The organism is Polaribacter sp. Hel1_33_96, from assembly GCF_002846595.1.
Classification (GTDB): Bacteria; Bacteroidota; Bacteroidia; order Flavobacteriales; family Flavobacteriaceae; genus Polaribacter.
The window spans coordinates 1,922,232-1,947,422 of the sequence record NZ_PJMV01000001.1; the positions used below are offsets into that span (position 1 = coordinate 1,922,232).

Below are 25,191 nucleotides of genomic sequence, written 5' to 3' on the forward strand. Positions count from 1 at the left end.
AATATCTTTTTTCTTTTTATCCATTGAAGGTAAACAATCCATAGACTAAAACATCTATAGAAATTCTAAATTGATGATCAACTATTCTAATTTTTTGTAACCAAAGAACAATGCTTTATTCTTTTTTAGAGTAGATTACTCTAATGTAGGAATACTTGTGAAGTATCCAATGAACAATTATTAAAAAAATTCTCTTAGTTTAATAATCTGTTCTGGCCTCCCTAAAACAATTAAACTCGAACCTGATATTAGTTCTGTTTCTGCTTCTGGATTAATGATATAATCTTTATCCGGATTCCTTATTCCAATTACTGTGCAGCCTGTTTCCTTTCTTAAATCCAAATCTAAGATCGTTTTATTCAAATACTTTTTCGGTAAATCATCTACCGCTATTTCCTCTAAATTAGCAGTAGTTTCACCCTCAATCGTCAGCCGATCTACAAACTCTATAACATCTGGGGTCACCACTAAAGATGCCATATGATCACCACCTAATTTATCTGGCATAATTACATTACTTGCGCCCGCAATTTTTAATTTGCTATATGAAGATTCATTAGAAGCTCTGCTAATTATTTTACAGTTCTTATTTAATTGATTTGCTGTGAGAACAACGAATAAATTATCAGCATCAGAGGGCAAAGCTGTAATTAAGTTCGCAGCAGTGTTGATACCTGCTTTTAATAAAGTTTCATCTAAAGTTGCGTCTCCCTGAATATATAAAACACCTTCATTATCTAACTCAGATATCATTTCTCTATCTCTTTCTACAACCACCAATTTCTTGTTATAGTTATTTAACTTCAAAATTGCTTGTTTTCCATTTCTTCCAAAACCACAAACGATGGTTTGTCCCCTTAAACTTTTAATTTGTTTTTCCACTTTTCTGTGTTTAAATTGTTTAAAAAATCTCCCACTCACTAAATATTCCGAGAACGTAGAAACCGCGTAACCAAAAACTGTAATACTTGTTAAAATCAAAAAAATTGTAAAGACTTTCTCCTCTGGAGAAAATGGTTTTAACTCGCCAAAACCAACAGTTGTCACAGTAATCACTGTCATATATATTGCATCTATAAATGAGTAATTAGAAAGCAACATATAACCCATTGTTCCAATTGTCATAATTGACGCAACCAAAACTAGTATTTTATGTATTTTGGAATCTAATACCTTCATAAACTACAAATCAAAAACCGAACTTCTTTTTGTATAAATCATATCTTTTAAGCGAAATAAAAAAGCCAAAGTTAAATACAAGCCAAAAGACAGACCAACCGTAACAAAAGAGATATAAATGAAAAATATGCGAACATTTTTTGCACGCATACCTAGTTTATCCGCAAATCTTGAGAAAACTCCAAAACCATGTCTTTCAAAAAAATGACGCACAGCATGTATAAAATTCATGTATAAAATCTTTTAGTTGCAAGATACTATAAACTATTTATTTGTTGTATACTTTTCAATCAAAAGTGATTACTAATGATTAACTTTGCGTTTTTGCAAAAACATTTTTTTTTGAAAAACCAAGAATACATAGAAGTTTATGGTGCGCGAGTTCATAATCTTAAAAATATTGATGTAAAAATCCCTCGTGAAAAACTAGTAGTCATTACTGGTTTAAGTGGAAGCGGAAAATCTTCTTTAGCTTTTGACACGATATATGCGGAAGGACAAAGACGCTATATTGAGACTTTTTCTGCTTATGCACGTCAGTTTTTAGGAGGATTAGAAAGACCCGATGTTGACAAAATTGATGGTCTTTCTCCAGTAATTTCAATAGAACAAAAAACAACTAACAAAAGTCCGCGATCAACGGTTGGTACTATCACAGAAATTTATGACTTTTTAAGATTGCTATTTGCGAGGGCTTCAGATGCTTACTCCTACAATAGTGGACAAAAGATGGTGAGTTATTCTGATGAACAAATTAGAAAACTTATTTTAAAAGATTTTGATAATAAAAAAATTGCTGTTTTAGCGCCTTTAATTAAATCTAGAAAAGGGCATTATCGTGAACTTTTTGAGCAGATTTCTAAACAAGGATTTTTACGAGTTCGAGTAGATGGAGAAATCAAAGAAATAGAAAAAGGAATGCGTTTAGACCGATATAAAACGCATGATATTGAAGTTGTCATTGATAGAATTTTAATTAATAAATCTTCAGAAAAACGCTTAGAAGAAACTATTAAAACAGCCCTTTATTCGGGGAATAACATAATGATGGTTATTGATATTGATGACAATAATCGACGTTATTTTAGTAGAGAGTTAATGTGCCCAACAACAGGAATTGCGTATCCAAATCCTGAACCAAACACATTTTCTTTCAACTCTCCAAAAGGGGCATGCAACACTTGTAATGGTTTAGGAATTACAAATGAAATTAACCTTAAGAAAGTGATTCCTGATACTGCTGTTTCCATACAAAATGGTGGAATTATTCCTTTAGGAGAACAAAAAAGTAGTTGGATTTTTAAACAACTTCAAAACATTGCTGAACGTTATAAATTTAAGCTATCAGATGCCATAAAAGACATTCCAAAAGAAGCATTGGATGTTATTTTAAATGGTGGAAATGAATCTTTTGAAATTGAATCTAAAACCGTTGGAGTTACTAGAAACTACAAAATCGATTTTGAAGGGATTATTGCCTTCATTACCTCTCAATATAAAAATGCAGAAAGCACTTCTATAAAACGCTGGGCAAAAGGCTTTATGGATGAGGTTTCTTGTTCTACTTGTCAAGGAAAAAGATTAAAAAAAGAAGCACTTCATTTTAAAATTACAAATAAAAACATTAGTGATTTAGCACAAATGGATGTAAAAGAATTGGCTTCTTGGTTTGCAACTATAAACAACGATTTATCTAAAAAACAACTTGCAATTGCATCAGAGATTATAAAAGAAATAAAAACTAGAATTCAATTTTTATTAGATGTTGGTTTAGATTACTTAACATTAGATAGAACTTCAAAATCCCTTTCTGGTGGAGAAGCTCAAAGAATACGTTTAGCAACTCAAATTGGATCGCAATTGGTCGGAGTGCTCTATATTTTAGATGAACCAAGTATTGGTCTGCACCAACGTGATAATCAAAAATTAATCGATTCTTTGTTGAAACTGCGTGATATTGGTAATTCTGTTTTGGTTGTAGAGCATGATAAGGACATGATTGAACACGCAGACTTTGTTTTTGATATTGGTCCTGGAGCCGGGAGACATGGAGGAGAAATCGTAAGCGAAGGAACTTTTGAAGATTTAAAAAAACAAAACACACTAACTGCAGATTATTTAACTGGAAGAAAAGTGATTGCTGTTCCTCAAAAACGTAGAGAAGGAAATGGAAAATCTATCAAGCTAAGAGGAGCAACTGGAAACAATTTAAAAAATGTTTCCGTAGAATTTCCTTTAGGAAAAATGGTTTGTGTTACAGGTGTTTCTGGAAGTGGAAAATCTACTTTAATAAATGAAACCTTATACCCTATTTTAAACGCCCACATTTATAGAGGCGTAAAAAAACCAATGCCTTATAAGAAGATTGAAGGATTGGAACATGTGGATAAAGTTATTGACATCGATCAATCTCCAATAGGTAGAACTCCAAGATCAAACCCTGCCACCTATACGGGAACTTTTAGTGAAGTTAGAAGTTTATTTGCAAAAACTCCTGAAGCGGCAATTCGCGGTTATAAACCAGGAAGGTTCTCTTTTAATGTAAAAGGCGGAAGATGCGAAACGTGCCAAGGAGGAGGCGTTAGAGTTATAGAAATGAACTTTCTGCCAGACGTTCAAGTAGAGTGCGAAACCTGTCAAGGAAAACGCTTTAACAGAGAAACTTTAGAGATTCGTTATAAAGGAAAATCTATTTCTGATGTATTAAATATGACTATTGAAGAAGCCACAGACTTTTTTGAAAACATACCTAAAATCCACAGGAAAGTAAAGACTATTAAAGATGTTGGACTAGGATATATTACCCTAGGTCAACAATCTACAACCCTATCTGGAGGTGAAGCCCAAAGAATAAAACTAGCCTCAGAATTATCTAAAAGAGATACTGGAAATACGTTCTATATTTTAGATGAACCTACGACTGGTCTGCATTTTGAAGACATTAGAGTATTAATGGAAGTACTAAACAAGCTCGCGAACAAAGGAAATACTATCTTAATCATTGAACACAATTTAGATGTTATAAAATTAGCAGATTTTATTATAGACGTTGGTTTAGAAGGAGGTAAAAATGGTGGTACAATTCTATGCACAGGAACTCCGGAACAAGTTGCAAAACATAAAAAAAGTTATACCGCTCAATTTCTTAAAAAAGAACTATTTTAGCTAACTGCTTTTTTTACAGCAAAGAAACTGAATTTAAAAACATACTGATTATGACAAATGACGAAAGAAAAATAAAAGAAAAACTACAACACAAAACTTGGAACGAAATAAAAACAAAAGACGCTTGGGGTATCTTTAAAGTTATGGCTGAATTTGTAGATGGTTATGAAAAATTAAGTAAAATTGGGCCTTGCGTTTCTGTTTTTGGATCAGCAAGAACTCAAGAAGATCATGAATATTATAAACTGGCAGAAGAAATTGCTTTTCAACTTACTCAAAATGGCTATGGTGTAATTACTGGAGGTGGACCAGGAATTATGGAGGCAGGAAACAAAGGAGCTCATAGAGGTAAAGGTGTTTCCGTTGGATTAAATATTGAATTACCCTTTGAACAACATGATAACCCTTGGATTGATCGGGATAAAAACTTAGAATTTGATTATTTCTTTGTTCGTAAAGTTATGTTTGTAAAATACTCACAAGGTTTTATTGTAATGCCTGGAGGTTTTGGTACTTTAGACGAACTTTTTGAAGCAATTACTTTGATTCAAACTAAAAAAATTGGTAGGTTTCCAATTGTTTTAGTAGGCACAGAATTTTGGAGTGGTTTATTAGAATGGATAAAAAAAACATTAATAGCTCAAGGAAATATTAGCGAAGAAGATTTAAAATTATTTAGAATTGTAGATACTGCAGAAGAAGCTGTAGCTCATTTAAATAAATTCTATTCAAAATATTTATTAAAACCAAACTTCTAATCTATTTTTTCAAGAAATTTATTTCTCTTTTTTAATTTGTTCAAAAGAAAAAAATTGAACAAACTAAAATTAAAAAATCGAATTGAAACCCCTTAAATTAAAATTCTGAGTAAACGGTAAATGAAAACAAATACGAATAAGTTTTAAAAAAGGAACTTATTACTTATACCCTAACTCTTATTATCAATTGAAATTTGAAAAATTCTGTAAACATATTTGTTTTTTGTTTTTTCATAACTGTGTTTTGCTTTGCACAACAAAATTCTATTGCTTTAAAAGCAACTTTAGATTCAGATAAAGATGAATTAATGATACAACAAGAAATTGTTTTCTTTAATATATCCGACTCTACTTTAACGAATATTTATCTTCATAATTGGGCCAATAGTTTTAGAGATAGAAAAACACCTTTATCAAAACGTTTTATTAAAGACTTTAAGAAGAACTTATATTTTTCTGCTGAAAAAAATTTAGGAAAAACCACTATAAAGAACCTTACTGTAAACTACGGAAATAATGATTTTATAGAAATTAAAGATAAAGCAGACATCTTAAAAGTTCCTCTTATAAAACCTCTAAAACCTAATGGAAAAGTAAAAATATCTATTACTTATATTGTAAAAATACCAAATGCAAAATTCACAAATTATGGAAAAACCAAAGAAGGTTATCATTTGCGTTTCTGGTATATAACTCCTGCTGTTTACAAAAATGGTTGGCAATTAATGAGTAATTTAAACATTGATGATTTATATGAAAATGGAACAGATTTTACGATGGAAATTAACATTCCAAAAGAATATGTTTTAGAAAGTAATTTATATCAATATAAATCGGAAAAAAATAATTTTAAAAATTACTATTTAGTCGGAAAAAATAAAACTGACATCATATTAGGAATTAATAAATCCAAGCAGTTAAAAACTTTCAAAACTTCCAAAACTACAGTATATACAGATGTTTCTAATGATGATATTGACTACAACACAACTACAGACATATTAGATAGAGAATTACGTTTTATTGAAAAATATTTAGGAAAATATCCTCATAAAGAAATTTATGTAGATAAAATTACACAAAGTAAAGATCCTGTTTATGGCTTAAGTCAATTGCCAAATTTTTTACGTCCATTTTCGGATACTTTTAAATGGGATGTCACCATGTTTAAAGCGTTAACTAAAAAATATATAGAAAACACATTACTTTTAAACAAGAGAAAAGATTATTGGTTTTTAGATGGTTTACAAAACTATTTAATGCTAGAATATATTCAAGAATTTTACCCTGACACAAAATTATTGGGTAATTTGTCTAACAGATGGTTTCTAAAAAGTTTTCATATTTCAAAACAAGATTTTAATGATAAATATCCTTTAGTTTATCAGTTTATATCAAGAAGGTTTTTAGATCAAGCATTGGTAACATCAGCAGACTCTTTATCCAATTTTAATAGGAAGATAGCGAATAAGTACAAAGCTGGATTGGGTTTTAGATATTTAAAAGGGTTTTTAGGTGATAGTATTTTAAACAGCAGCATTAAAGAGTTTTATCAAAAAAATCAAACAAAAATAATATCTAGTTCAGATTTTCGAAAAATAATATCTTCAAAAACAAATAAAAAAATTGATTGGTTTTTTAATGATTATATTAAAACGAATAAAAAAATTGATCACACTATTGATCATATAATAGTAAGCGAAGACAGCATAGAAATAACCATAAAAAATAAAAGAAACATAACTACTCCTGTTTTATTATATGGTCTAAAAGACAAAGAAATTAAATATAAAAAATGGTTTACAAATATTAAAAATTCTAAAACTGTTAAGATACCTAAAGAAGATTTTAACAGGATTTCTTTAAATTATGAAAATATTTATCCTGAGTTAAATACACTCGACAATTGGGAAAGTTTAGAAAATAAAATTTTTAATAAACCTTTGAAATTTACTTTTATAAAAGATATACAAGACCCTTATTATAGTCAACTATTTTATCAACCAGAAATTAGTTACAACTTTTATAATGGCCTTATATTAGGCACTAAACTTCACAATAAACCTTTAATAAAAAGAAATCTTGAGTTTAAATTTGCACCTTCTTACGCCACCAAAAGTAATTCTGTAATTGGTGAATTTTCTGTTTTATTTAACCAATATATAGAAGAAACTAAAATCTACAAAATCATGTATGGGGTATTTGGACAAACCTTAGATTATGCCCCAAACTTATCTTATTCATCTCTTGTCCCTTTTGCGAATATTATTTTTAAAAGAAAATCTTTAAGAGATGCAACTACACAATCTATAAGTGCCAAGTTAGTTCATATTAATAAAGAAATAGCTGCCACAGACGTTAGAACAGATCAAGATAATTATGGTGTTTTTAGCCTTAGTTATAATTACATAAATCCCGATATTATAAAAGAATTCAGGTATAATTTTAGTTTAGAAGTGGCTGAGAAATTTTCTAAAGCTGCAGTTGATTTAAGGTTTAGATCTCTATCTACCTCAGACACACAATTAGATTTTCGGTTTTTTGCAGGTGCTTTTTTAAGTAATAAAACAGCAGGAAATTATTTTAGTTTTGGATTGGACAGAGCTAATGATTATTTATTTCAGCTCAATTATTTTGGACGATCAGAAGACTCCGGTTTCTTCAGTCAGCAATATATTATTGCTGAAGGTGGATTCAAATCTGTATTACCTACAAGATTCGCAAATCAATATATGTTTGCTTTCAATTCTAGTTTTGGTTTATGGCGATGGATTGAACTTTACAATGATGTTGCTTTTTTAAAAAATAAAAATAATCCTCTTTATTTTGGATACAATAATGGAATTCGCTTTAATTTTATTCACAACATATTGGAAGTATATTTTCCTTTATACTCAAATAACGGATGGGAAATGTCTCAAAAAAGATATCCTCAAAAAATTAGATTTACATTAACTGCAGATATAAATTCTATTTACAATTTCTTTAGAAGAGGACTTTTGTAATCTTCAAAAAAAAATGCCTTTACCCATTTTTCTAACTCCTACTCTTACATCTTAAATTATTCACCTACAAACTAATTTATTATAAAATACCCATTGAAATTTTTTAGAAAATTAAATTATTTTCTCAAAGTTCGAAATTTCATAGGACAAAACAGAGAAATGACAACCATAAAATCCCAATAGAACAATCTAATCTATTTATCAAAAAAAAGTAAAGTTTAATCAAAAACAGATGTTGTGAAAACAATATCTCTTTTTTATTAAATTATAATCATAAATATCTGTTGAAAATACAACTTATTTACCATATTCGTAAAATATTATTAATTTATTAAATATCAACTAAAAAAAACTACCTTTGCACGAAGTTAAAAATCGATGAAAATGCTGCAAGAAACACAAATACAAAATAAACAAAAACTTTCTTTTGAGGATTTTAAAACAGAAGTTTTAAATGATTACAGAATTGCTAAAATTAGCAGAGAGTGCAGTTTATTAGGTAGAAGAGAAGTGTTAACTGGTAAAGCAAAATTCGGAATTTTTGGCGATGGAAAAGAAGTTCCGCAGTTAGCGATGGCAAAAGCTTTTAAACTTGGCGATTTTCGATCTGGCTACTATAGAGATCAAACTTTTATGATGGCCATTGGTAAGTTAACTGCCCAACAATTTTTCGCAGGCTTGTATGCACATCCAGATATTAAAGCAGATCCTATGTCTGCTGGAAGACAAATGGGAGGCCATTTTACTACCCATAGTTTGCATGAAAATGGAAGTTGGAAGGACTTAACGAAACAATATAACTCTAGTTCAGACATTTCTCCTACTGCCGGGCAAATGCCTCGATTATTAGGTTTAGCACAAGCTTCAAAAATTTATAGAAACGAAAAAAGCATACAACATAAAAATAATTTTTCTATTCACGGAAATGAAGTTGCTTGGGGCACCATAGGAAACGCAAGTACGAGTGAAGGCTTATTCTTTGAAAGCATAAATGCCGCAGGAGTTTTACAGGTCCCGATGGTAATGAGTGTTTGGGATGATGAATATGGAATCTCTGTGCACGCTAAATACCAAACAACAAAAGAAAGTATTTCTGAAATACTAAAAGGTTTTCAGAGAGAACATGATAAAGATGGTTTCGAGATTTTTGTTCTTAACGGTTGGGACTACGTTCAATTAGTTGACACCTACCAAAAAGCAGGAAAAATTGCAAGAGAAGAACATGTTCCAGTTCTAATTCATGTAAAAGAATTAACTCAGCCACAAGGTCATTCTACATCTGGGTCTCATGAACGCTATAAAAGTAAGGAGAGATTAGAATGGGAAATAGAGCATGATTGTATTACAAAAATGCGAAAATGGATTTTAGAATTTGAATTGGAAACAGAAACTGGTGAAATTTTACGCTTTGTAGATTCCGAAGAAGAATTAATTATCATTGAAAAAGAAGCAAAAAAGGAGGTTACAAGTGCAAAAAGAAATGCTTGGAATGCATATCAAAGTGAGATAAAAGCAGAACTTTCTGATGCTGCCGAAATATTAGAAAATACTGCCAATAAGAGTAAAAATAGTGCTTTTATAAACAAATATAAAAATGACTTACTAACGGTTTTAGAACCTACTAGAAAAGATATTTTATCAACTTTAAGAAAATGTTTGCGCTATTTAAAAGATGAACATTTTGCAGAAAAAATTGTATTACAAAATTTCATAAAATCCTCTTTTGAAAATGCGCATCAAAAATACTCTACCCATTTAACAAGTGAAACTGAATTAGGCACCTCGAATATTGAAGAAAAAAAACCAATATATTCCCCAGAAAAAAACCTGGTAGATGCAAGAATTATTATGAGAGATAATTTTGATGCTATTCTGCGAAAACATGATGATGTTGTAATTTTTGGTGAAGACGCGGGTTTTATTGGTGACGTAAATCAAGGCTTAGAAGGGCTTCAGGAAAAGTATGGAGAAATCAGAATTTCTGATACTGGCATTAGAGAAGCTACAATTATTGGCCAAGGAATAGGGCTAGCTATGAGAGGCTTAAGACCTATTGCCGAAATTCAGTATTTAGATTACTTGTTGTATGCTCTTCAAATTATGAGTGATGATTTAGCCACATTACGTTATAGAACTTTCGGCAGACAAAAAGCACCCTTGATAATTAGAACTAGAGGACATAGATTAGAAGGAATTTGGCATGCAGGTTCGCCTATGGGTGGCATAATACATAACTTAAGAGGTATTCATATTTTAGTTCCTAGAAATATGACAAAAGCTGCTGGATTTTATAATACTTTGCTAGAAGGTGATGACCCAGCTTTGGTCATAGAGTGTTTAAATGGTTATCGTTTAAAAGAAGAATTACCATTAAATTTAGGAGATTTTAAAACTGCTATTGGAGTTGTAGAAACGGTAAAAGAAGGAACCGATATGACAATAGTTTCTTATGGATCTACCTTAAGAATTGTGTTAGAAGCTGCCAAAGATTTAAATCAGGTGGGTATTGATATCGAAGTTATTGATGCGCAAAGTTTATTGCCTTTTGATTTAGCACACGATTGTGTAAAAAGTGTTGCTAAAACGAATAAATTATTAGTAATTGATGAGGACGTTCCCGGAGGAGCTTCTGCTTATATCTTGCAAGAAATTTTAGAAAACCAAAATGGTTATCAATATTTAGATAGCAAACCTGCAACATTAACAGCCAAAGAGCATAGAACGGCTTACGGTACAGATGGCGATTATTTCTCGAAACCATCTGCTGAAGATGTTTTTGAAAAGATTTATGATATTATGCATGAAGAAAACCCTAATAAATTCAAGAGTTTGTATTAAAAAATCTTTTTTATTAAAATACAAAAAGCTCAAACAAATTGTTTGAGCTTTTATTTTTTAACACAATCCATAAGCTTAATAGGATTCCTTTTTCTTATTTTAGAAGTTGAAAACAAATTCCGACAAATGAAAAAAATCATACTGCACTTTTTATTGATTTTAGCTTTCATGTTACCAAATCAAATTGAAGCACAAAGAAAAAAATCAAAAGATAAAAAAATAGAACAAACAGCACCAGTTCCTAAAAAAAATAAAGTTCCAAAATATTCAGATTTTGTAACGTCCAAAACAAAAAGTGATGAAGGACTTTTTAAAGTTCACGAAACCTCAAATAAATTTATCTATGAAATTCCTAAATCATTTTTAGGAAAAGAAATGTTATTAGTTACAAGAATCAAAGAACTTCCTTCGGGATTAGGAGGTGGATATGTGAATGCAGGATCAAAAATTAATACTCAAGTTATCGTTTGGGAACAATTTAAAAACAAAGTGCTTTTAAAAGTAAAATCATACAATGCCGTTGCAAATGATTCATTACCAATATACAAATCGGTCATCGCTAACAATTTAGAACCTATAATTTATGCATTTGATGTTAAAACTCAAAATATAGATTCTACCGCAATTTTAGTGGATGTCACAAAATTATTTTCAACGGATGTAAAAGCAATTACAGCACTCCCTGCTAGTTACAGAAAACGATACAAAGTAAAAAGACTAGATGCTTCTAGGAGTTTTATAAATACTATAAAAAGTTATCCAAAGAATATAGAAGTAGTTCAAGATTTTACATTTGATGCAGATGCACCGCCAAGTAATGTCAAAACAAATACAATTACTTTACGTGTAAATCAATCTATGATTTTATTACCAAAAAATAAAATGATGGGAAGAGTTTACGACAAGAGAGTTGGTTATTTTTCTATTGAAAACGTAGATTATAGTTCTGAAGCTTTAAAGGCAGATAGCAAAAGATATATAAAACGATGGCGACTGGAGCCTAAAGATATCAATGCATACAATCGCGGAGAATTAGTTGAACCTAAAAAACCGATTGTATATTATTTAGATCCTGCAACTCCAGATAAGTTAAAAAAATATATCAAACAAGGTGTAGATGATTGGCAAAAGGTTTTTGAAACAGCTGGTTTTAAAAATGCGATTATGGCAAAATACCCTCCTACAATAGAGGAAGACCCAGAATTTAGCATGGAAGATATTCGCTATTCATCAATAAGATATGTAGCCAGTACGACAAGAAATGCAACAGGACCAAGTGTATCTGACCCAAGAACAGGAGAAATAATTGAGAGCGATATTATTTGGTATCACAATCATTTACGTTCATACAGAAACAGATATTTATTAGAAACTGGAGCTGCAAATCCTTCCGCAAGAACGCTAGAAACACCTGCAGAAAAAATTGGAGAAATGATGCGAATGGTAATTTCTCACGAAGTTGGACATGCCTTAGGTTTACCGCACAACATGGCTGCAAGTTATGCGTATCCCATAGATTCTTTACGCTCTGGAAAATTTACCCAGGAATTCGGAATTGCAGCATCTATCATGGATTACGCAAGATTCAATTATATTGCACAACCGGGCGATGAAAATATCAGGTTCATTCGTCAATTAGGCCCTTATGACCACTACTCTATTAATTGGGGGTATCGAAAAATTCCGAATATAAAATCTTCAGAACAAGAAATTAAAACTCTTGATAAATGGATTGATAGCAAAGCAAATAATCCAATATACAGATTTGGTAATCAACGCTTTGATCCTTCTTCTCAAACTGAAGGTATCGGAAATAATCAAGTGCAAGCATCTACTTATGGAATAAAAAACCTAAAAATTGTTGCTAAAAATTTAGAAAACTGGACTTCAAACCAAACAAATAATTATGAAGACTTATCAGAGCTATATGGAGAACTTTTAAGTGTTTGGAGCAGATATGTAGGTCATGTAGCAGGAAATATTGGAGGTGTTTATGAATATAATAAAAAACCTGCTCAGAATGGTACAATTTACAATTCTGTAACTAAAGAAAAGCAAAAAAAATCTATGGTTTGGCTGCAAGAAAATGCTTTTAAAACACAAAATTGGTTACTTGACAAAACGATATTATCCAATATTGATGAAAGCGGTTATTCCGCTAGAATGCTTCGTTTGCAAAAAAGAGAATTGTATTCTCTTTTAAGTTCGTCCAGATTAGAAAGAATGATTGATACTGAAATTATACATCCTGATACTTACAGTGCCTTAGAAATGGTTCGAGATTTAAGAACAGGTATTTTCTCAGAAGCAAATTACATCAAAAATGTAGCTATTTTTAGACGAAATTTACAAAAATCATTGATTGCTAGATTGGCTATGTTATTGAATTCAAAAGAAGGAAAAAATTCTGACATTAGCTCTATAATTAGAGGTGAATTTCAGGCTTTATATTTTCAACTAACAATTGCACAGAACAGACGAATTAACAGAATTACAAAATATCACTATAGAGATTGTTTGGCTGAAATTAAAAATATTTTAAATCCAAAATAATATTTGTTGTCATTTCAACATGAATATTTCTAAGCTCATTAGTAATCAATAGAATGGAAATTTGAACCTATTTTTTCTTCATCAAACTACTTCCTATTGCACATTGTAAACAACGTTTCTTTGTGCAATAGTTGTTTTTAAGTTCTATGAGAGCCTGACTTTCTAAAGCATTTTTTGATTTCACTTTAAGCTCTGAAAATTTAGAAATAATACTATTTTTTTCTGATGAAACTTGTTGTATTAATTGTATAATTGATTCTTCAATAACTTCTCCTCTACTCTGTGAATAAACAAATTTTAACGGGATAATGGTATTTATTAAAATCAGATCTACAAATGATTTAGATACTTTTTTTTGTGATTTTTTTGATACACTTTCAAAAGTGAAATGAGTTTTCCAAAACTCCTGAATTGAAAAAGAAAACAGCTTATAAAACTCCTCTTTCTGAGTAATGCTCATCAATTTAGAAAATAAATTTTGATGCGTAAAAAACAATGATGCTAATTGTGCAATTCTAATAGTTGGAAAATTATGAGGGCGCATTCTAAAAAACTGAAACTGCTTATTAAAAAGTGGTTGTAGATTGTATTTATATTTTAAATATTCATATTCTTTTTTTAATTCCTGATGATAACTATCTTCTACTTCTTTTTCTAAAAAACCTGCTTGCCCAAAAAACAGAGCAGTTAATTTTTGTTCATCAAAACTAACTTTTCTAAGTATAGAAAAATCAATAGATTTCGCCAATTGTAAAAAAGAATCTCCATTAACTTTTAATCCAAAATTTTTAGCAATTAATTGAAATAAAACTGCTTCAAAATCATCATTTGTTTGCTGCAATAATTCTTTAATAAAAATTGATTTTTGCTCTAAGCGCTCAAAATACAAACGCTCTAACCAATTATCAATTAAAAATTTATCTACATTTTCAATTTGATTTTCACATAAAATCCAACTCTGTTGGCGACAAATAAGGCTTTTATAGTTTAACAATAAATTGTTGCCAACGAAACTCTTTAACTCTAAAGTTGGTAAAGGTTTATTGTCTCTCATAAAAACAACAGCATCATGCTCCCATACAACATGTAAAATTACTCCATCAAAATTAACATCTTCTTCATGTTTATGTAAATACCAATCTGAAGATTTTACGTGCATTTCAACATTACCAGCCCAAAGCTGATTATCAATCTTTAATTGGGAATTTAAAAAATCAGGTCCAGCGTTTTTGTTCTGAATTCCTGACTTTACAATAGTTATTTGTTGATTTTCTGTTGTACATAAATCTTTTTTAGAAAATAGTTTATACTGCCAGATATAGTACAAAAATTCTTCTTTCATTTTTTTTTGCTTCAATTTACAAAAAAATTTATTCCCTTATAAATTTTACTAATGGAATGAGAGAAAATAGTTTTAATTATTAAACTATTTTTGCAATCTAAAATAAGAAAATGAATGCAATAGAGAGTTTAAAATGGCGTTATGCCGTTAAAAAATTTGATGATAAAAAATCACTTACAAAAAAACAAATAAATACCTTAAAAGACGCTTTTAATTTGACAGCAACCTCCTATGGTTTGCAGCCTTTAAAATTAGTTATTATTGATAATAAGACGATACAAAAAGAATTGGTTGCACATTCTTGGAACCAATCTCAAGTTGTAGATGCTTCTCATCTTTTAGTAATTTGTATTCCTGAAAAATATACTTCTGAAGAAGTTAAAAAGTATTTTAATTTAGTTAAGGAAATAAGAAATTCTCCAGATGCAGTTATCAATCCTTTTCAAGAGTTTTTAACTGCAGAAATTGAGAAAAAGACGCAAGAAGAATTATTTCTTTGGAATAAAAATCAAGCTTATATTGCTTTAGGAAATTTACTAACAGTTTGTGCTTTAGAAAAAATAGACTCTTGCCCTATGGAAGGTTTTCTTCCTGAAAAATATAATGAAATTCTAAAATTAGATAAACATAATTTAACGTCTACTTTAGTTTTACCTGTTGGTTTTAGAGCTCAAGATGATTATATGAAAGACTTGAAAAAAGTGCGTAAAAACGTTACTGATGTTGTTATAGAAATCAATTAATCCTTCATTAAAATTTAAAAAGCCTTCTTTTATAAGAAGGTTTTTTTTTGGTCTATAAAAACTGTACTTTTGAACACAAATTTTTAAGATATTTCATCATGAATCAAGATATAAGAAACCAAGAGCCAAAGTCAGTTTGGAATCATTTTGCAGATTTAAACGCTGTCCCTCGTCCTTCAAAAAAAGAAGAAAGAGTCATCCAATTTATGGTCGATTTTGGTAACAACTTAAATCTTGAAACGTTTGTTGATAAAGTAGGGAATGTCATCATTAAAAAGCCTGCAACTTCTGGAATGGAAAAAAGGAAAACAGTGGTAATGCAAGGTCATATAGACATGGTGCATCAAAAAAACTCAGATACTGTTTTCGATTTTGATAAAGAGGGAATTAAGATGTTTGTTGATGGTGACTGGATAAAAGCAAAAGGCACCACTTTAGGTGCAGATAACGGTCTAGGAGTTGCTGCAATTATGGCAGTTTTATCATCATCAGAAATTTCTCATCCAACCATAGAAGCTCTATTTACAATTGATGAAGAAACTGGAATGACTGGAGCAATGGGTCTAGAAGGGGGCGTTTTAAAAGGAGAGATCTTGTTAAATTTAGATACTGAAGAAGATGATGAAATTGGAATAGGTTGTGCTGGTGGAGTTGACGTTACTGCAACCAGAAGGTATGCAGAAGAGGATATTCCAGAAAACACAACAGCTTTTTCTATTACTGTAAAGGGTTTAAATGGAGGCCATTCAGGAATGGACATAATTAAAGGTTTAGGAAATGCCAACAAAATTATGAATCGTATTTTATTTGATGGTTTTTCAAATTTTGGTTTACGTATTTCTGAAATTAATGGCGGGAGTTTACGAAATGCAATTCCTAGAGAAAGTTTTGCAACTGTGGTTGTAGACACAATCTCTAAAGAACCTTTTTTGTTCGAAACTGAGCAACTCATTAATAATATAAAAGAGGAGTTTTCAACACTAGAAAAAAACTTATTAATTGATATACAAGAAATTACATTAACTAAAAAAGTAATGGAATTAGGCGTTCAAGAAGGTTTTACGAAAGCGGTTTATGCAGGTTTAAATGGTGTGTACAGAATGAGCCCTGATGTTGTTGGCTTAGTAGAAACGTCGAATAATATTGCACGAATAATAGTAAAAGATGGTGCTATTAAAATTGGCTGTTTAACGCGCTCTTCGTCAGAAACAAATAAATGGGACTTATCAAATTCTTTAAGAGCTTGTTTTGAATTGGCAGGTTTTGATGTTGATTTTTCTGGCACTTATCCTGGTTGGTTGCCGAACATAAATTCAGAAATATTAAAAACAGTTACTACTATTTATAAAGACCTATTTAATGAAAATCCAAATGTTGCAGCTTGCCATGCAGGCTTAGAATGCGGGATTTTAGGACAGAATTATCCTAATATGGATATGGTCTCTTTTGGTCCAAATATCAAAGGAGCGCATTCTCCAGATGAAAGAGCTCAAATTTCATCAACTCAAAAATTTTGGAAATTTCTAATAGAAATTCTTAAAAAAATACCTGAAAAAACATCTTAAACCACCACTAAGAGATCCCAAAAAAAGAGGATAGTTTTATCAATTAAAATTGTTTAAAAAAAACAACAAAAACAAACTAAAAAACTGTAAATCAACATTTTAAACAATTATCTTTTTGTTAACATCTTTAACTTTAATAACAGAGAATAAATTGTAATTTTACTATTTAGAAATATACATTTTTAAATGGGAAAAATAATTGCTATAGCAAATCAAAAAGGTGGTGTAGGTAAAACTACGACTAGTATAAATTTAGCTGCTTCTTTAAGTGTTTTAGAAAAAAAAGTACTGTTAATTGATGCCGATCCTCAAGCAAATGCATCTTCTGGATTAGGTATTGATGTGGATTCTGTAGAATTTGGCACCTATCAAGTTTTAGAACATACAATTTCTGCAAAAGAAGCAATTGTAAAAACAACTTCTCCCAATTTAGATATTATTCCTGCACATATAGATTTAGTAGCCATAGAAATTGAATTGGTAGACAAGCTAGAACGGGAATACATGTTGAAAAAATCATTGGCTGAAATTAAAAATGATTACGATTACATTATAATAGATTGTGCTCCATCGTTAGGTTTAATAACATTAAATTCTTTAGTTGCTGCAGACTCTGTAATCATTCCTATTCAATGTGAATATTTTGCATTAGAAGGTTTGGGTAAATTATTAAACACAATAAAAAGTATACAGAACATTCATAATCCTGATTTAGATATTGAGGGATTACTTTTAACGATGTTTGATTCCCGTTTACGCTTATCTAATCAAGTTGTAGATGAAGTTAGAAAACATTTTTCTAGCATGGTTTTTGATACAATTATTAGAAGAAACACGCGTTTAGGTGAAGCACCAAGTTATGGAGAAAGCATAATTGCTTATGATGCAACTAGTAAAGGAGCAGTAAACTATCTAAATTTAGCACAGGAATTAATAAAAAAGCATTCTTAAATGGCAAAAGCAACCAAGAAACAAGCTTTAGGAAGAGGTTTATCTGCCTTATTACAAGAAACACCAAATATGAATTCTGCATCAGATAAAAATGCAGAAAAAGTTGTAGGTAGTATTATAGAAATTGAACTTGATTTAATAGATGTAAATCCTTTTCAACCAAGAACTTATTTTGATGAAGAAGCGTTGCTTGAATTAGCAAATTCTATTAAAGAATTAGGTGTAATTCAACCAATTACAGTAAGAAAATTAGCAGGAAACAAATTTCAATTGGTCTCTGGAGAACGAAGATATAGGGCATCAAAACTAATCGGCAGTAAAACAATTCCGGCATACATAAGGCTTGCCAACGACCAGGAAATGCTAGAAATGGCTTTGGTTGAAAACATTCAGCGTAAAAATTTAGATCCAATTGAAGTAGCACTTTCTTATCAACGTTTAATTGATGAGATTCAATTAACACAAGAAGAATTAAGTACAAGAGTTGGTAAAAAACGTTCTACTGTAGCAAACTACTTAAGGTTATTAAAATTAGACCCTATTTTACAAACAGGAATGAGAGACGGTTTTATTTCTATGGGGCATGGAAGAGCAATGATTAATGTTGAAAATACGGAAGATCAATTGGCTATTTATGAAAAAATTTTACGAGAAAAATTATCTGTAAGACAAACAGAAGATTTAGTAAAAAGCTTAAAATCTGTTAAAACTACAAAACAAAAGACGAAGCCAACTCCCAATTATATAAAAAATAGTGTGAAAGATATTAGTGCATATTTTGGGCATAAAATAGACATTATTGTGAGTAATAATGGTAAAGGAAAAATTTCAATTCCTTTTCATTCAGAAGAAGATTTCAACCGCATAAAAAACTTATTAAAATAAGTGTTTTTTAAAAAAATCATATGTATTCTTTTCGTCGCATTGTTTTCTGCGACTCTTTTTGCGCAAAAAGATTCTACTAACGTAAAAATCAAGAATAAACTTAATACATCACAGGGAATTTATAATCCTTTATCTCCTTCGAAAGCAGCTTTTTATTCTGCAATTTTTCCAGGTATGGGACAAATTTATAATAGAAAATATTGGAAAGCTCCTATTGTTTGGGGTGCTTTAGCGATACCCACATATTATTATCAATTAAATAATAGCGAATACAAACGCTATAGAAGGGCCTATAAATTAAGAAAAAATGGTTTACAAGATGAGTTTACTTTGGATGATGGCTCTACACCAGTATCTTTGGAAACTATAGAGACTGCTCAAAAACAACTTAGAGAAAATAGAGATATGTCTTTATTAACTGGGGTTATTTTATATGTACTACAAATTGTTGAAGCTAGTGTAAATGCGCATTTGATTCAATTTAATACAGATGATAATTTATCATTTAAACCTGCACTTATAATGGATCCAATCAATATAGAAACACCAACAGTTGGATTAACAATTAAATATAATTTTTAAAATGAAAATTGCACTTTTAGGTTATGGAAGAATGGGTAAAGAGATTGAAAAAATAGCAGTCTCAAGAGGTCATGAAATAGTAATTAGAAAGGATGTTGATGATAAAATTGATATTACTTTAGCTGATGTTGCTATCGATTTTAGTGTTCCTACTTCAGCTTTTAATAATATTACAAACTGTTTAAACAACAATGTACCTGTCATTTCTGGTACTACAGGATGGTTAGAAAAATATGATGAGGCAATTACATTGTGTAAAGAAAAAAATGGTGCATTTATTTATGCTTCTAACTATAGTTTAGGTGTGAACATATTTTTTGAACTAAATAAACAACTGGCAAAAATGATGAAAACTATAGAAGGCTATAGTATTTCTATGGAAGAAATTCATCATACAAAAAAATTAGACGCTCCAAGTGGTACGGCAATTACTTTGGCTGAGGGAATTATACAAAATACTTCTAAAAATAATTGGGAATTAGGAGAAAAGACATCCGAAGAAAACATTGCAATTGTAGCTAAGAGAACCCCGAAAGTTCCGGGAACACACACTGTATGGTATAATTCTGAAGTTGATACTATCGAAATTAAACACACAGCCCATAGTAGAAAAGGGTTTGCTCTAGGCGCTGTTATTGCAGCTGAATGGATTTCTAACAAAACCGGAGTCTTTTCGATGAAAGATGTGTTAAACATCCGTTAAAAACTGTAACATTTTAGCTATTTTGCGCCTTATAAAACATTAGAATTTCATCCTTTCCGAAGGAATTTAAAAATAACATTATGACATTTACACAGTGGTTTATCTTTTTTTTAGTTGTTCAAGTAATTCATTTTTTAGGGACTTGGAAACTCTATATGAAAGCAGGCAGAAAGGCTTGGAAAGCCGCCGTTCCTGTTTATAATGGAATTGTTTTAATGCAAATTATCAATCGTCCAAAATGGTGGGTTATTTTACTATTTGTTCCTGTTGTAAATTTGTTAATGTTTCCAGTTATTTGGATAGAAACCATTAGAACTTTCGGCTTCTACAAAAAATTAGATTCATTTTTAGTAATTGCAACTTTAGGCTTGTATATTTTTTACATTAATTATAACACAGATGCCGAATACAATGCTGAAAGAAGTATAAAACCACGCTCTGAATTGGGTGAATGGGTTAGCTCTATTGCCTTTGCAATTATTGCTGCCACATTGGTACACACCTATTTTATGCAGCCGTTTACGATACCAACATCCTCTTTAGAAAAATCTTTATTAGTTGGTGATTATCTTTTTGTAAGTAAGTTTCATTATGGTGCTCGAGTTCCATCAACTGTAATTGCCGCACCCATGGTTCATGATTCTTTACCTTTTACAGGCACAGCATCCTATCTTAAGAAACCACAATTACCTTATACCCGTTTACCTGGTTTACAAAAAATTAAAAATAATGATATTGTTTGTTTTAATTGGCCTGCAGATTCTTTGGCAACAATGTGGGGAGATACTTCTGGTAAATTCACATATAAACCAGTTGATAAAAAAACGAACTATGTAAAACGCTCAGTGGGTATTGCCGGTGATTCTCTAGAAATGAGAAATGGTTATTTCTTCATCAATGGTAAAAAGAACGAATTACCTTACAGAGCTAAACTACAGTTTTATTACACGTTTGAGTGTAAACAACCTATCAGTCAAAGCACTTATCCCAAATTTTTATTGAACAAAGAAAGAACAGGAGTTTATAAAATTTTATCAGAATATTGGAATAATGATAAAGTTCAGGAAGCTATTAAAAAGAACGGAAACTTATCAAAAATTGGCGAAGACTCTTTATACACTGAAGTAGCTGGAGGTGTAAATCCGCAATTTGCTCAAAGGTTAAAAATGATTAATGTTGATCATAAAATAAACATTAATTTAACTGAAGAAGAAGTTATTAGACTCGAAAAATACCCTCTTACTGTTTCTGTAAAAAAGATAAACCATTCTCCTGACAATGCTATTTTTCCTCATGTAAAAAAATTAGGCTGGAGTCAAGATAATTTTGGGCCCATTTACATTCCTAAAAAGGGAGCAACTGTAAAACTAGACTCAGAATCAATTCCTTTTTACAAACAAATTATCAAAAATTATGAATCCAATGATTTAGTTATTAATGGTGAGGATATTTTTATCAACGGAGAAAAAACAGATTCTTATACGTTTAAACAAGATTATTTTTATTTGATTGGAGATAATCGACACAATTCTTTAGATGCGCGCTACTGGGGTTATGTACCTTTTGATCATGTTTTGGGAAAACCAGTTATGATTTGGTTTAGTTGGGACGCTAATGCGCCAAGTTTTACTGCTAAATTAAAATCTATAAGATGGAATAGAATGTTTACTACCGTTGGTGGAGATGGAGAACCTATTTCTTATCGATATTTTGTTTTTGCTTTAATTGCACTTTATATTGGTTATAGTTTTTATAAAGGAAAGAAAAAAACGTCTAAAAAATAAGTAGCATGTCTTTGTTTATTCCTACGTACTTCTCTCCTATTTCTCAATATTCAGAAGTTATAAAATCTGAAAATATTGTTTTCGAAATGGATGATAATTTTCAAAAACAAAGCTACAGAAACCGCTGTTACATTCATAATTCTAATGGAAAACAATTATTAAGTATTCCAGTAAAACATCAAATTAAAGACGGAAGAAAAAAAACAAAAGACACTTTAATTGAAAACGATTTTCCTTGGCAAGACCATCATTTTAAGTCTTTAAAAATAGCGTATCGAAGCTCTCCTTTTTTTGAGTTTTTTGAAGATGACATTGCTCCTATATTTGAAAAAAAATATAAATATCTTCAAGATGTAAATATTGACACCTTTCTATTTATTGATGACGCTTTGCAACTAGAGACTAGTTTTTCTAAAAGTGAAGAATACAGAGTTGAAGAGACCGAAAGAGATTTTAGATATCTTGCAGAAAAAAAAAATCATTTGAAAAACATGAAAGATAATTACATTCAAATGTTTGATGAGAAACATGGATTTATTCCCAATCTCTCTATTTTAGACCTATTATTTATGGAAGGACCTAATACCTGTAGTTATTTATGATAAAATTTATTAAAACATATAAAAATAATAGATTATGGAATTTTTAAAAAATTTCTTTTCAAATCCTAATTTCACTCCAATTCCAGAGAGTAGTTTTGAAGCATTTTCTAAACTAATAAATATTGTAAGCTATGAGAAAAAAGATACTATAGCAAAAGCTGGAAAAATTGCAACTGATAGTTATATTATAAAATCTGGTATAGTAAAGTCTTATTTTGTTGATGACAACGGTAAAGAACATATAAGAAGTATATTCACTCCATATAGATCAACAGGCCCTTTAGCATCCTTAATATCTAACAAACCAAGTGAACTTTCGTATGACTGCTTAACTGATTGTGTGTTTTATCAATTTAATTATAAAAGCTTTAAAGAGCTTGCAAGAAAAGATATGGCTATAGCTGGCCTGTATAGTGAAGTCTTGGAATTTATTTTTCTAAAAATGGCGTCTAAAATTTATGATCTTTCAGTGTTAAACGCTACAGAGAGATATTTAAAACTTAAAAGAGAAATACCAAATATTGAAGAAATTATCACTCAATATAACATAGCTTCTTACCTAAACATTACAGCCGTTCAACTAAGTAGAATTAGAAAAAGTATTTATTCTATATAAAATCGCTTAACATATGTAAACGTTATTTTGTCTTTTAATCATTAATTTTGATTAAGAAAAAGATTCTCCCCCATTTCTTTTATCATAATAAAAAAGGTTTATTTTGCGATAAACCTTTTTTTTATGTCAAAATTCATAGTCCATTATTCGCTTCATTTCTTAGTACCACTGCTCATATCTTTTTTATTTTTTAAACAAAACTGGAAAATAATTTATTTAATTTTCTTGTCATCTATGCTCGTAGATTTAGATCACTTAATAGCAAATCCTATTTTTCAAGAAAACAGATGCAGCATTAATTTTCATCCATTACATACCTATTTTGCTTGTGGAATATATTTTACTGGACTTTTTTTTAAGAAAACAAGAGTTATTGCGTTGGCATTACTATTTCATATGCTGACAGATTTTATAGATTGTTATCTATAATTTAATATATCTTCTTACAATACTATTAATTTGATTAGAGATAGAAAACTTAATCACAATAAACAAATACAAAACTGTAATTAAAATACTTTTCAAAATGAGATTAAATATGGGAGAAATATCTCTATTAAAAATTTCTACTATTGGTACGGAAAAATTCCAAAAATAAAAAGAACAAAATAGAACTAAAATTATAACAAACATCTTCCAAGACTTATCTGTAAAAGGAGTAATTAAGAACTTACTTTTTACAAAAAACAATTTTACAGTATTAAAAAACAAAATGGTTATTAAAGTCGCCAATGCTAGACCATCAGTCCCGAAATCTAATTTAAAGTAAAAAAGTTTATTCATAAAATAAACAGACAATGCCATACCAATACCCAAGGGTAAAGTAATTCTATAAAATTTTGAATTCCCAATTATTGCACCATTATTGCCTAAAAACATAGTGTATAATTTTGCTATAGAAATCATTAACACAACTAACTCCCCACCTGCGTATCCTTTTTCTGGCATTAATTTAAATAATTCATGTACTCCACAATTTACTAGTAAAAAAAACAATCCTCCAACTAAAAATAAATTAATAGAACTTTTTTTGTATAAATTTTCTACTTCACCAATATCAGAATCATTTAAAGATTTAGAGGTTAAAGGTTGTAAAATTTGTGTCATTGCTCTGCTTGGAGCCTCAATAAAAGAACCCATAAAAACAGCAACTGTGTAATATGCTACTTTTTCTATAGTATCTTTATTAGGTATCATATTTTTATCTATATCTAATAAAATAGCACCTGCACTTCCAGCTAAAATTATGTAAGCAGAGTATTTAATGATCTCAGAAAAATTATCAGGTAACTTCAAATGAAATTTAGGCATATACACTTTAAATGCATAAAACATCATTACAATTGTTCTTAGAATGTAAGCGTAAGTTAAATAATAAATAAATTCAATTTTTGTTATCCATTCTAAAAAGACAAAAAGTAATAAAATCATCACTACCACTCTATTCCAAAGTTCTTTTAAAACATTGCCAAAAACAGTATTTAGTTGCACTTTTGTCCAAGAATAAAAAAACTCAAAATATGCGCAACACACACTTATGATATATATAGAAAAAGTATAACTTTCTATATTTTTATTTCCTTCTGTAACTCTGTTCATTATTAATTGGTGGAAATAATCCCAAAGAAAACCAAGAGGTAATGCTATTAGTAGTGGTAAGAATATTAATGATGATAAAAACCTATCTTTTTGTTCTTTTGTTTCATAAGATGAAAAAAACTTTACCATCGTAAAATGGACTCCAAAAGCTAAAAAAGGCATAATGATATTTGAAGTAGATAATAAATAAACAACTAAACCATAAAATTTTGATCCTAAAAACTCAGGATAAAATATAATTGTATTTACACCTCCAATTAAAAAAGCTAAATATATAATTATTGTATTTTTAAAAGATTGTTTTAAAACAATTCCCATTAT

The 25,191-nt window shown here is 29.9% G+C and carries 19 protein-coding genes; 15 read left to right on the forward strand and 4 right to left on the reverse strand.

The genetic code is table 11. The annotated features are described in order from the left end of the window. Positions 1 to 180 precede the first annotated feature (180 nt). Both ATE90_RS08425 and ATE90_RS08430 read right to left on the reverse strand, forming a co-directional pair. Complete coding sequence (locus ATE90_RS08425) at positions 181 to 1,179, reverse strand: potassium channel family protein (protein WP_036785166.1); 999 nt, start codon at positions 1,177 to 1,179, stop codon at positions 181 to 183. Positions 1,180 to 1,182: 3 nt separating this feature from the next. Then, positions 1,183 to 1,410: a PspC family transcriptional regulator gene (locus ATE90_RS08430; protein ID WP_036785163.1), complete on the reverse strand. Its 228-nt coding sequence runs from the start codon at positions 1,408 to 1,410 to the stop codon at positions 1,183 to 1,185. 111 nt (positions 1,411 to 1,521) lie between these two features. Here ATE90_RS08430 and uvrA point away from each other — a divergent pair, with 111 nt between their 5' ends. From uvrA to ATE90_RS08455, 5 genes are all read left to right on the forward strand, one after another. Then, positions 1,522 to 4,344, forward strand: coding sequence for an excinuclease ABC subunit UvrA (gene uvrA / locus ATE90_RS08435; protein ID WP_101451529.1), 2,823 nt, complete (start codon positions 1,522 to 1,524; stop codon positions 4,342 to 4,344). Positions 4,345 to 4,394: 50 nt separating this feature from the next. Continuing rightward, positions 4,395 to 5,102 (forward strand): TIGR00730 family Rossman fold protein, encoded by a 708-nt coding sequence (locus tag ATE90_RS08440; RefSeq protein WP_036785162.1) that lies wholly within the window; start codon positions 4,395 to 4,397, stop codon positions 5,100 to 5,102. Between the two features lie 239 nt (positions 5,103 to 5,341). Beyond that, positions 5,342 to 8,107 carry an aminopeptidase gene (locus ATE90_RS08445; protein ID WP_235317713.1) on the forward strand — a complete coding sequence of 922 codons (2,766 nt, stop codon included), beginning with the start codon at positions 5,342 to 5,344 and terminating at the stop codon, positions 8,105 to 8,107. Positions 8,108 to 8,491: 384 nt separating this feature from the next. Then, complete coding sequence (locus ATE90_RS08450; protein WP_036788109.1) at positions 8,492 to 10,945, forward strand: alpha-ketoacid dehydrogenase subunit alpha/beta; 2,454 nt, start codon at positions 8,492 to 8,494, stop codon at positions 10,943 to 10,945. Positions 10,946 to 11,071: 126 nt separating this feature from the next. Further along, positions 11,072 to 13,498 carry a zinc-dependent metalloprotease gene (locus ATE90_RS08455; protein WP_101451243.1) on the forward strand — a complete coding sequence of 809 codons (2,427 nt, stop codon included), beginning with the start codon at positions 11,072 to 11,074 and terminating at the stop codon, positions 13,496 to 13,498. Positions 13,499 to 13,565: 67 nt separating this feature from the next. Here ATE90_RS08455 and ATE90_RS08460 read toward each other — a convergent pair whose 3' ends face one another. Continuing rightward, the gene (locus tag ATE90_RS08460) at positions 13,566 to 14,840 is read right to left on the reverse strand and encodes a DUF2851 family protein (RefSeq protein WP_036785155.1); all 1,275 of its coding nucleotides are present in this window, start codon (positions 14,838 to 14,840) and stop codon (positions 13,566 to 13,568) included. 110 nt (positions 14,841 to 14,950) lie between these two features. Between ATE90_RS08460 and ATE90_RS08465 the strand changes: the two genes are divergently transcribed. The 10 genes from ATE90_RS08465 (at position 14,951) to ATE90_RS13685 (ending at position 23,700) form a co-directional block, all read left to right on the forward strand. Beyond that, positions 14,951 to 15,583, forward strand: a complete 633-nt coding sequence (locus ATE90_RS08465) for an NAD(P)H-dependent oxidoreductase (protein WP_036785153.1) — start codon at positions 14,951 to 14,953, stop codon at positions 15,581 to 15,583. Between the two features lie 98 nt (positions 15,584 to 15,681). After that, positions 15,682 to 17,148: an aminoacyl-histidine dipeptidase gene (locus ATE90_RS08470; RefSeq protein WP_101451245.1), complete on the forward strand. Its 1,467-nt coding sequence runs from the start codon at positions 15,682 to 15,684 to the stop codon at positions 17,146 to 17,148. Positions 17,149 to 17,334: 186 nt separating this feature from the next. After that, positions 17,335 to 18,099, forward strand: a complete 765-nt coding sequence (locus ATE90_RS08475; protein ID WP_101451247.1) for a ParA family protein — start codon at positions 17,335 to 17,337, stop codon at positions 18,097 to 18,099. After that, the gene (locus ATE90_RS08480) at positions 18,100 to 18,984 is read left to right on the forward strand and encodes a ParB/RepB/Spo0J family partition protein (protein ID WP_036785145.1); all 885 of its coding nucleotides are present in this window, start codon (positions 18,100 to 18,102) and stop codon (positions 18,982 to 18,984) included. After that, entirely contained in the window at positions 18,985 to 19,566 is a 582-nt protein-coding gene (locus tag ATE90_RS08485) for a DUF5683 domain-containing protein (RefSeq protein WP_036785143.1), read from the forward strand. It begins immediately after the preceding gene. Between the two features lies 1 nt (position 19,567). Continuing rightward, positions 19,568 to 20,269: a 4-hydroxy-tetrahydrodipicolinate reductase gene (gene dapB, locus ATE90_RS08490; protein WP_036785140.1), complete on the forward strand. Its 702-nt coding sequence runs from the start codon at positions 19,568 to 19,570 to the stop codon at positions 20,267 to 20,269. 80 nt (positions 20,270 to 20,349) lie between these two features. Continuing rightward, positions 20,350 to 22,053, forward strand: a complete 1,704-nt coding sequence (lepB, locus tag ATE90_RS08495; protein ID WP_036785137.1) for a signal peptidase I — start codon at positions 20,350 to 20,352, stop codon at positions 22,051 to 22,053. 5 nt (positions 22,054 to 22,058) lie between these two features. After that, the gene (locus tag ATE90_RS08500; protein ID WP_101451249.1) at positions 22,059 to 22,655 is read left to right on the forward strand and encodes a WbqC family protein; all 597 of its coding nucleotides are present in this window, start codon (positions 22,059 to 22,061) and stop codon (positions 22,653 to 22,655) included. Between the two features lie 34 nt (positions 22,656 to 22,689). Then, the gene (locus ATE90_RS08505; protein WP_101451251.1) at positions 22,690 to 23,271 is read left to right on the forward strand and encodes a Crp/Fnr family transcriptional regulator; all 582 of its coding nucleotides are present in this window, start codon (positions 22,690 to 22,692) and stop codon (positions 23,269 to 23,271) included. Between the two features lie 123 nt (positions 23,272 to 23,394). Beyond that, entirely contained in the window at positions 23,395 to 23,700 is a 306-nt protein-coding gene (locus ATE90_RS13685; RefSeq protein WP_036785134.1) for a DUF6122 family protein, read from the forward strand. Here ATE90_RS13685 and ATE90_RS08515 read toward each other — a convergent pair. Beyond that, the gene (locus ATE90_RS08515) at positions 23,695 to 25,188 is read right to left on the reverse strand and encodes a lipopolysaccharide biosynthesis protein (protein ID WP_036785133.1); all 1,494 of its coding nucleotides are present in this window, start codon (positions 25,186 to 25,188) and stop codon (positions 23,695 to 23,697) included. The two genes, ATE90_RS13685 and ATE90_RS08515, sit on opposite strands and share 6 nt — an antisense overlap. Positions 25,189 to 25,191 lie beyond the last annotated feature (3 nt).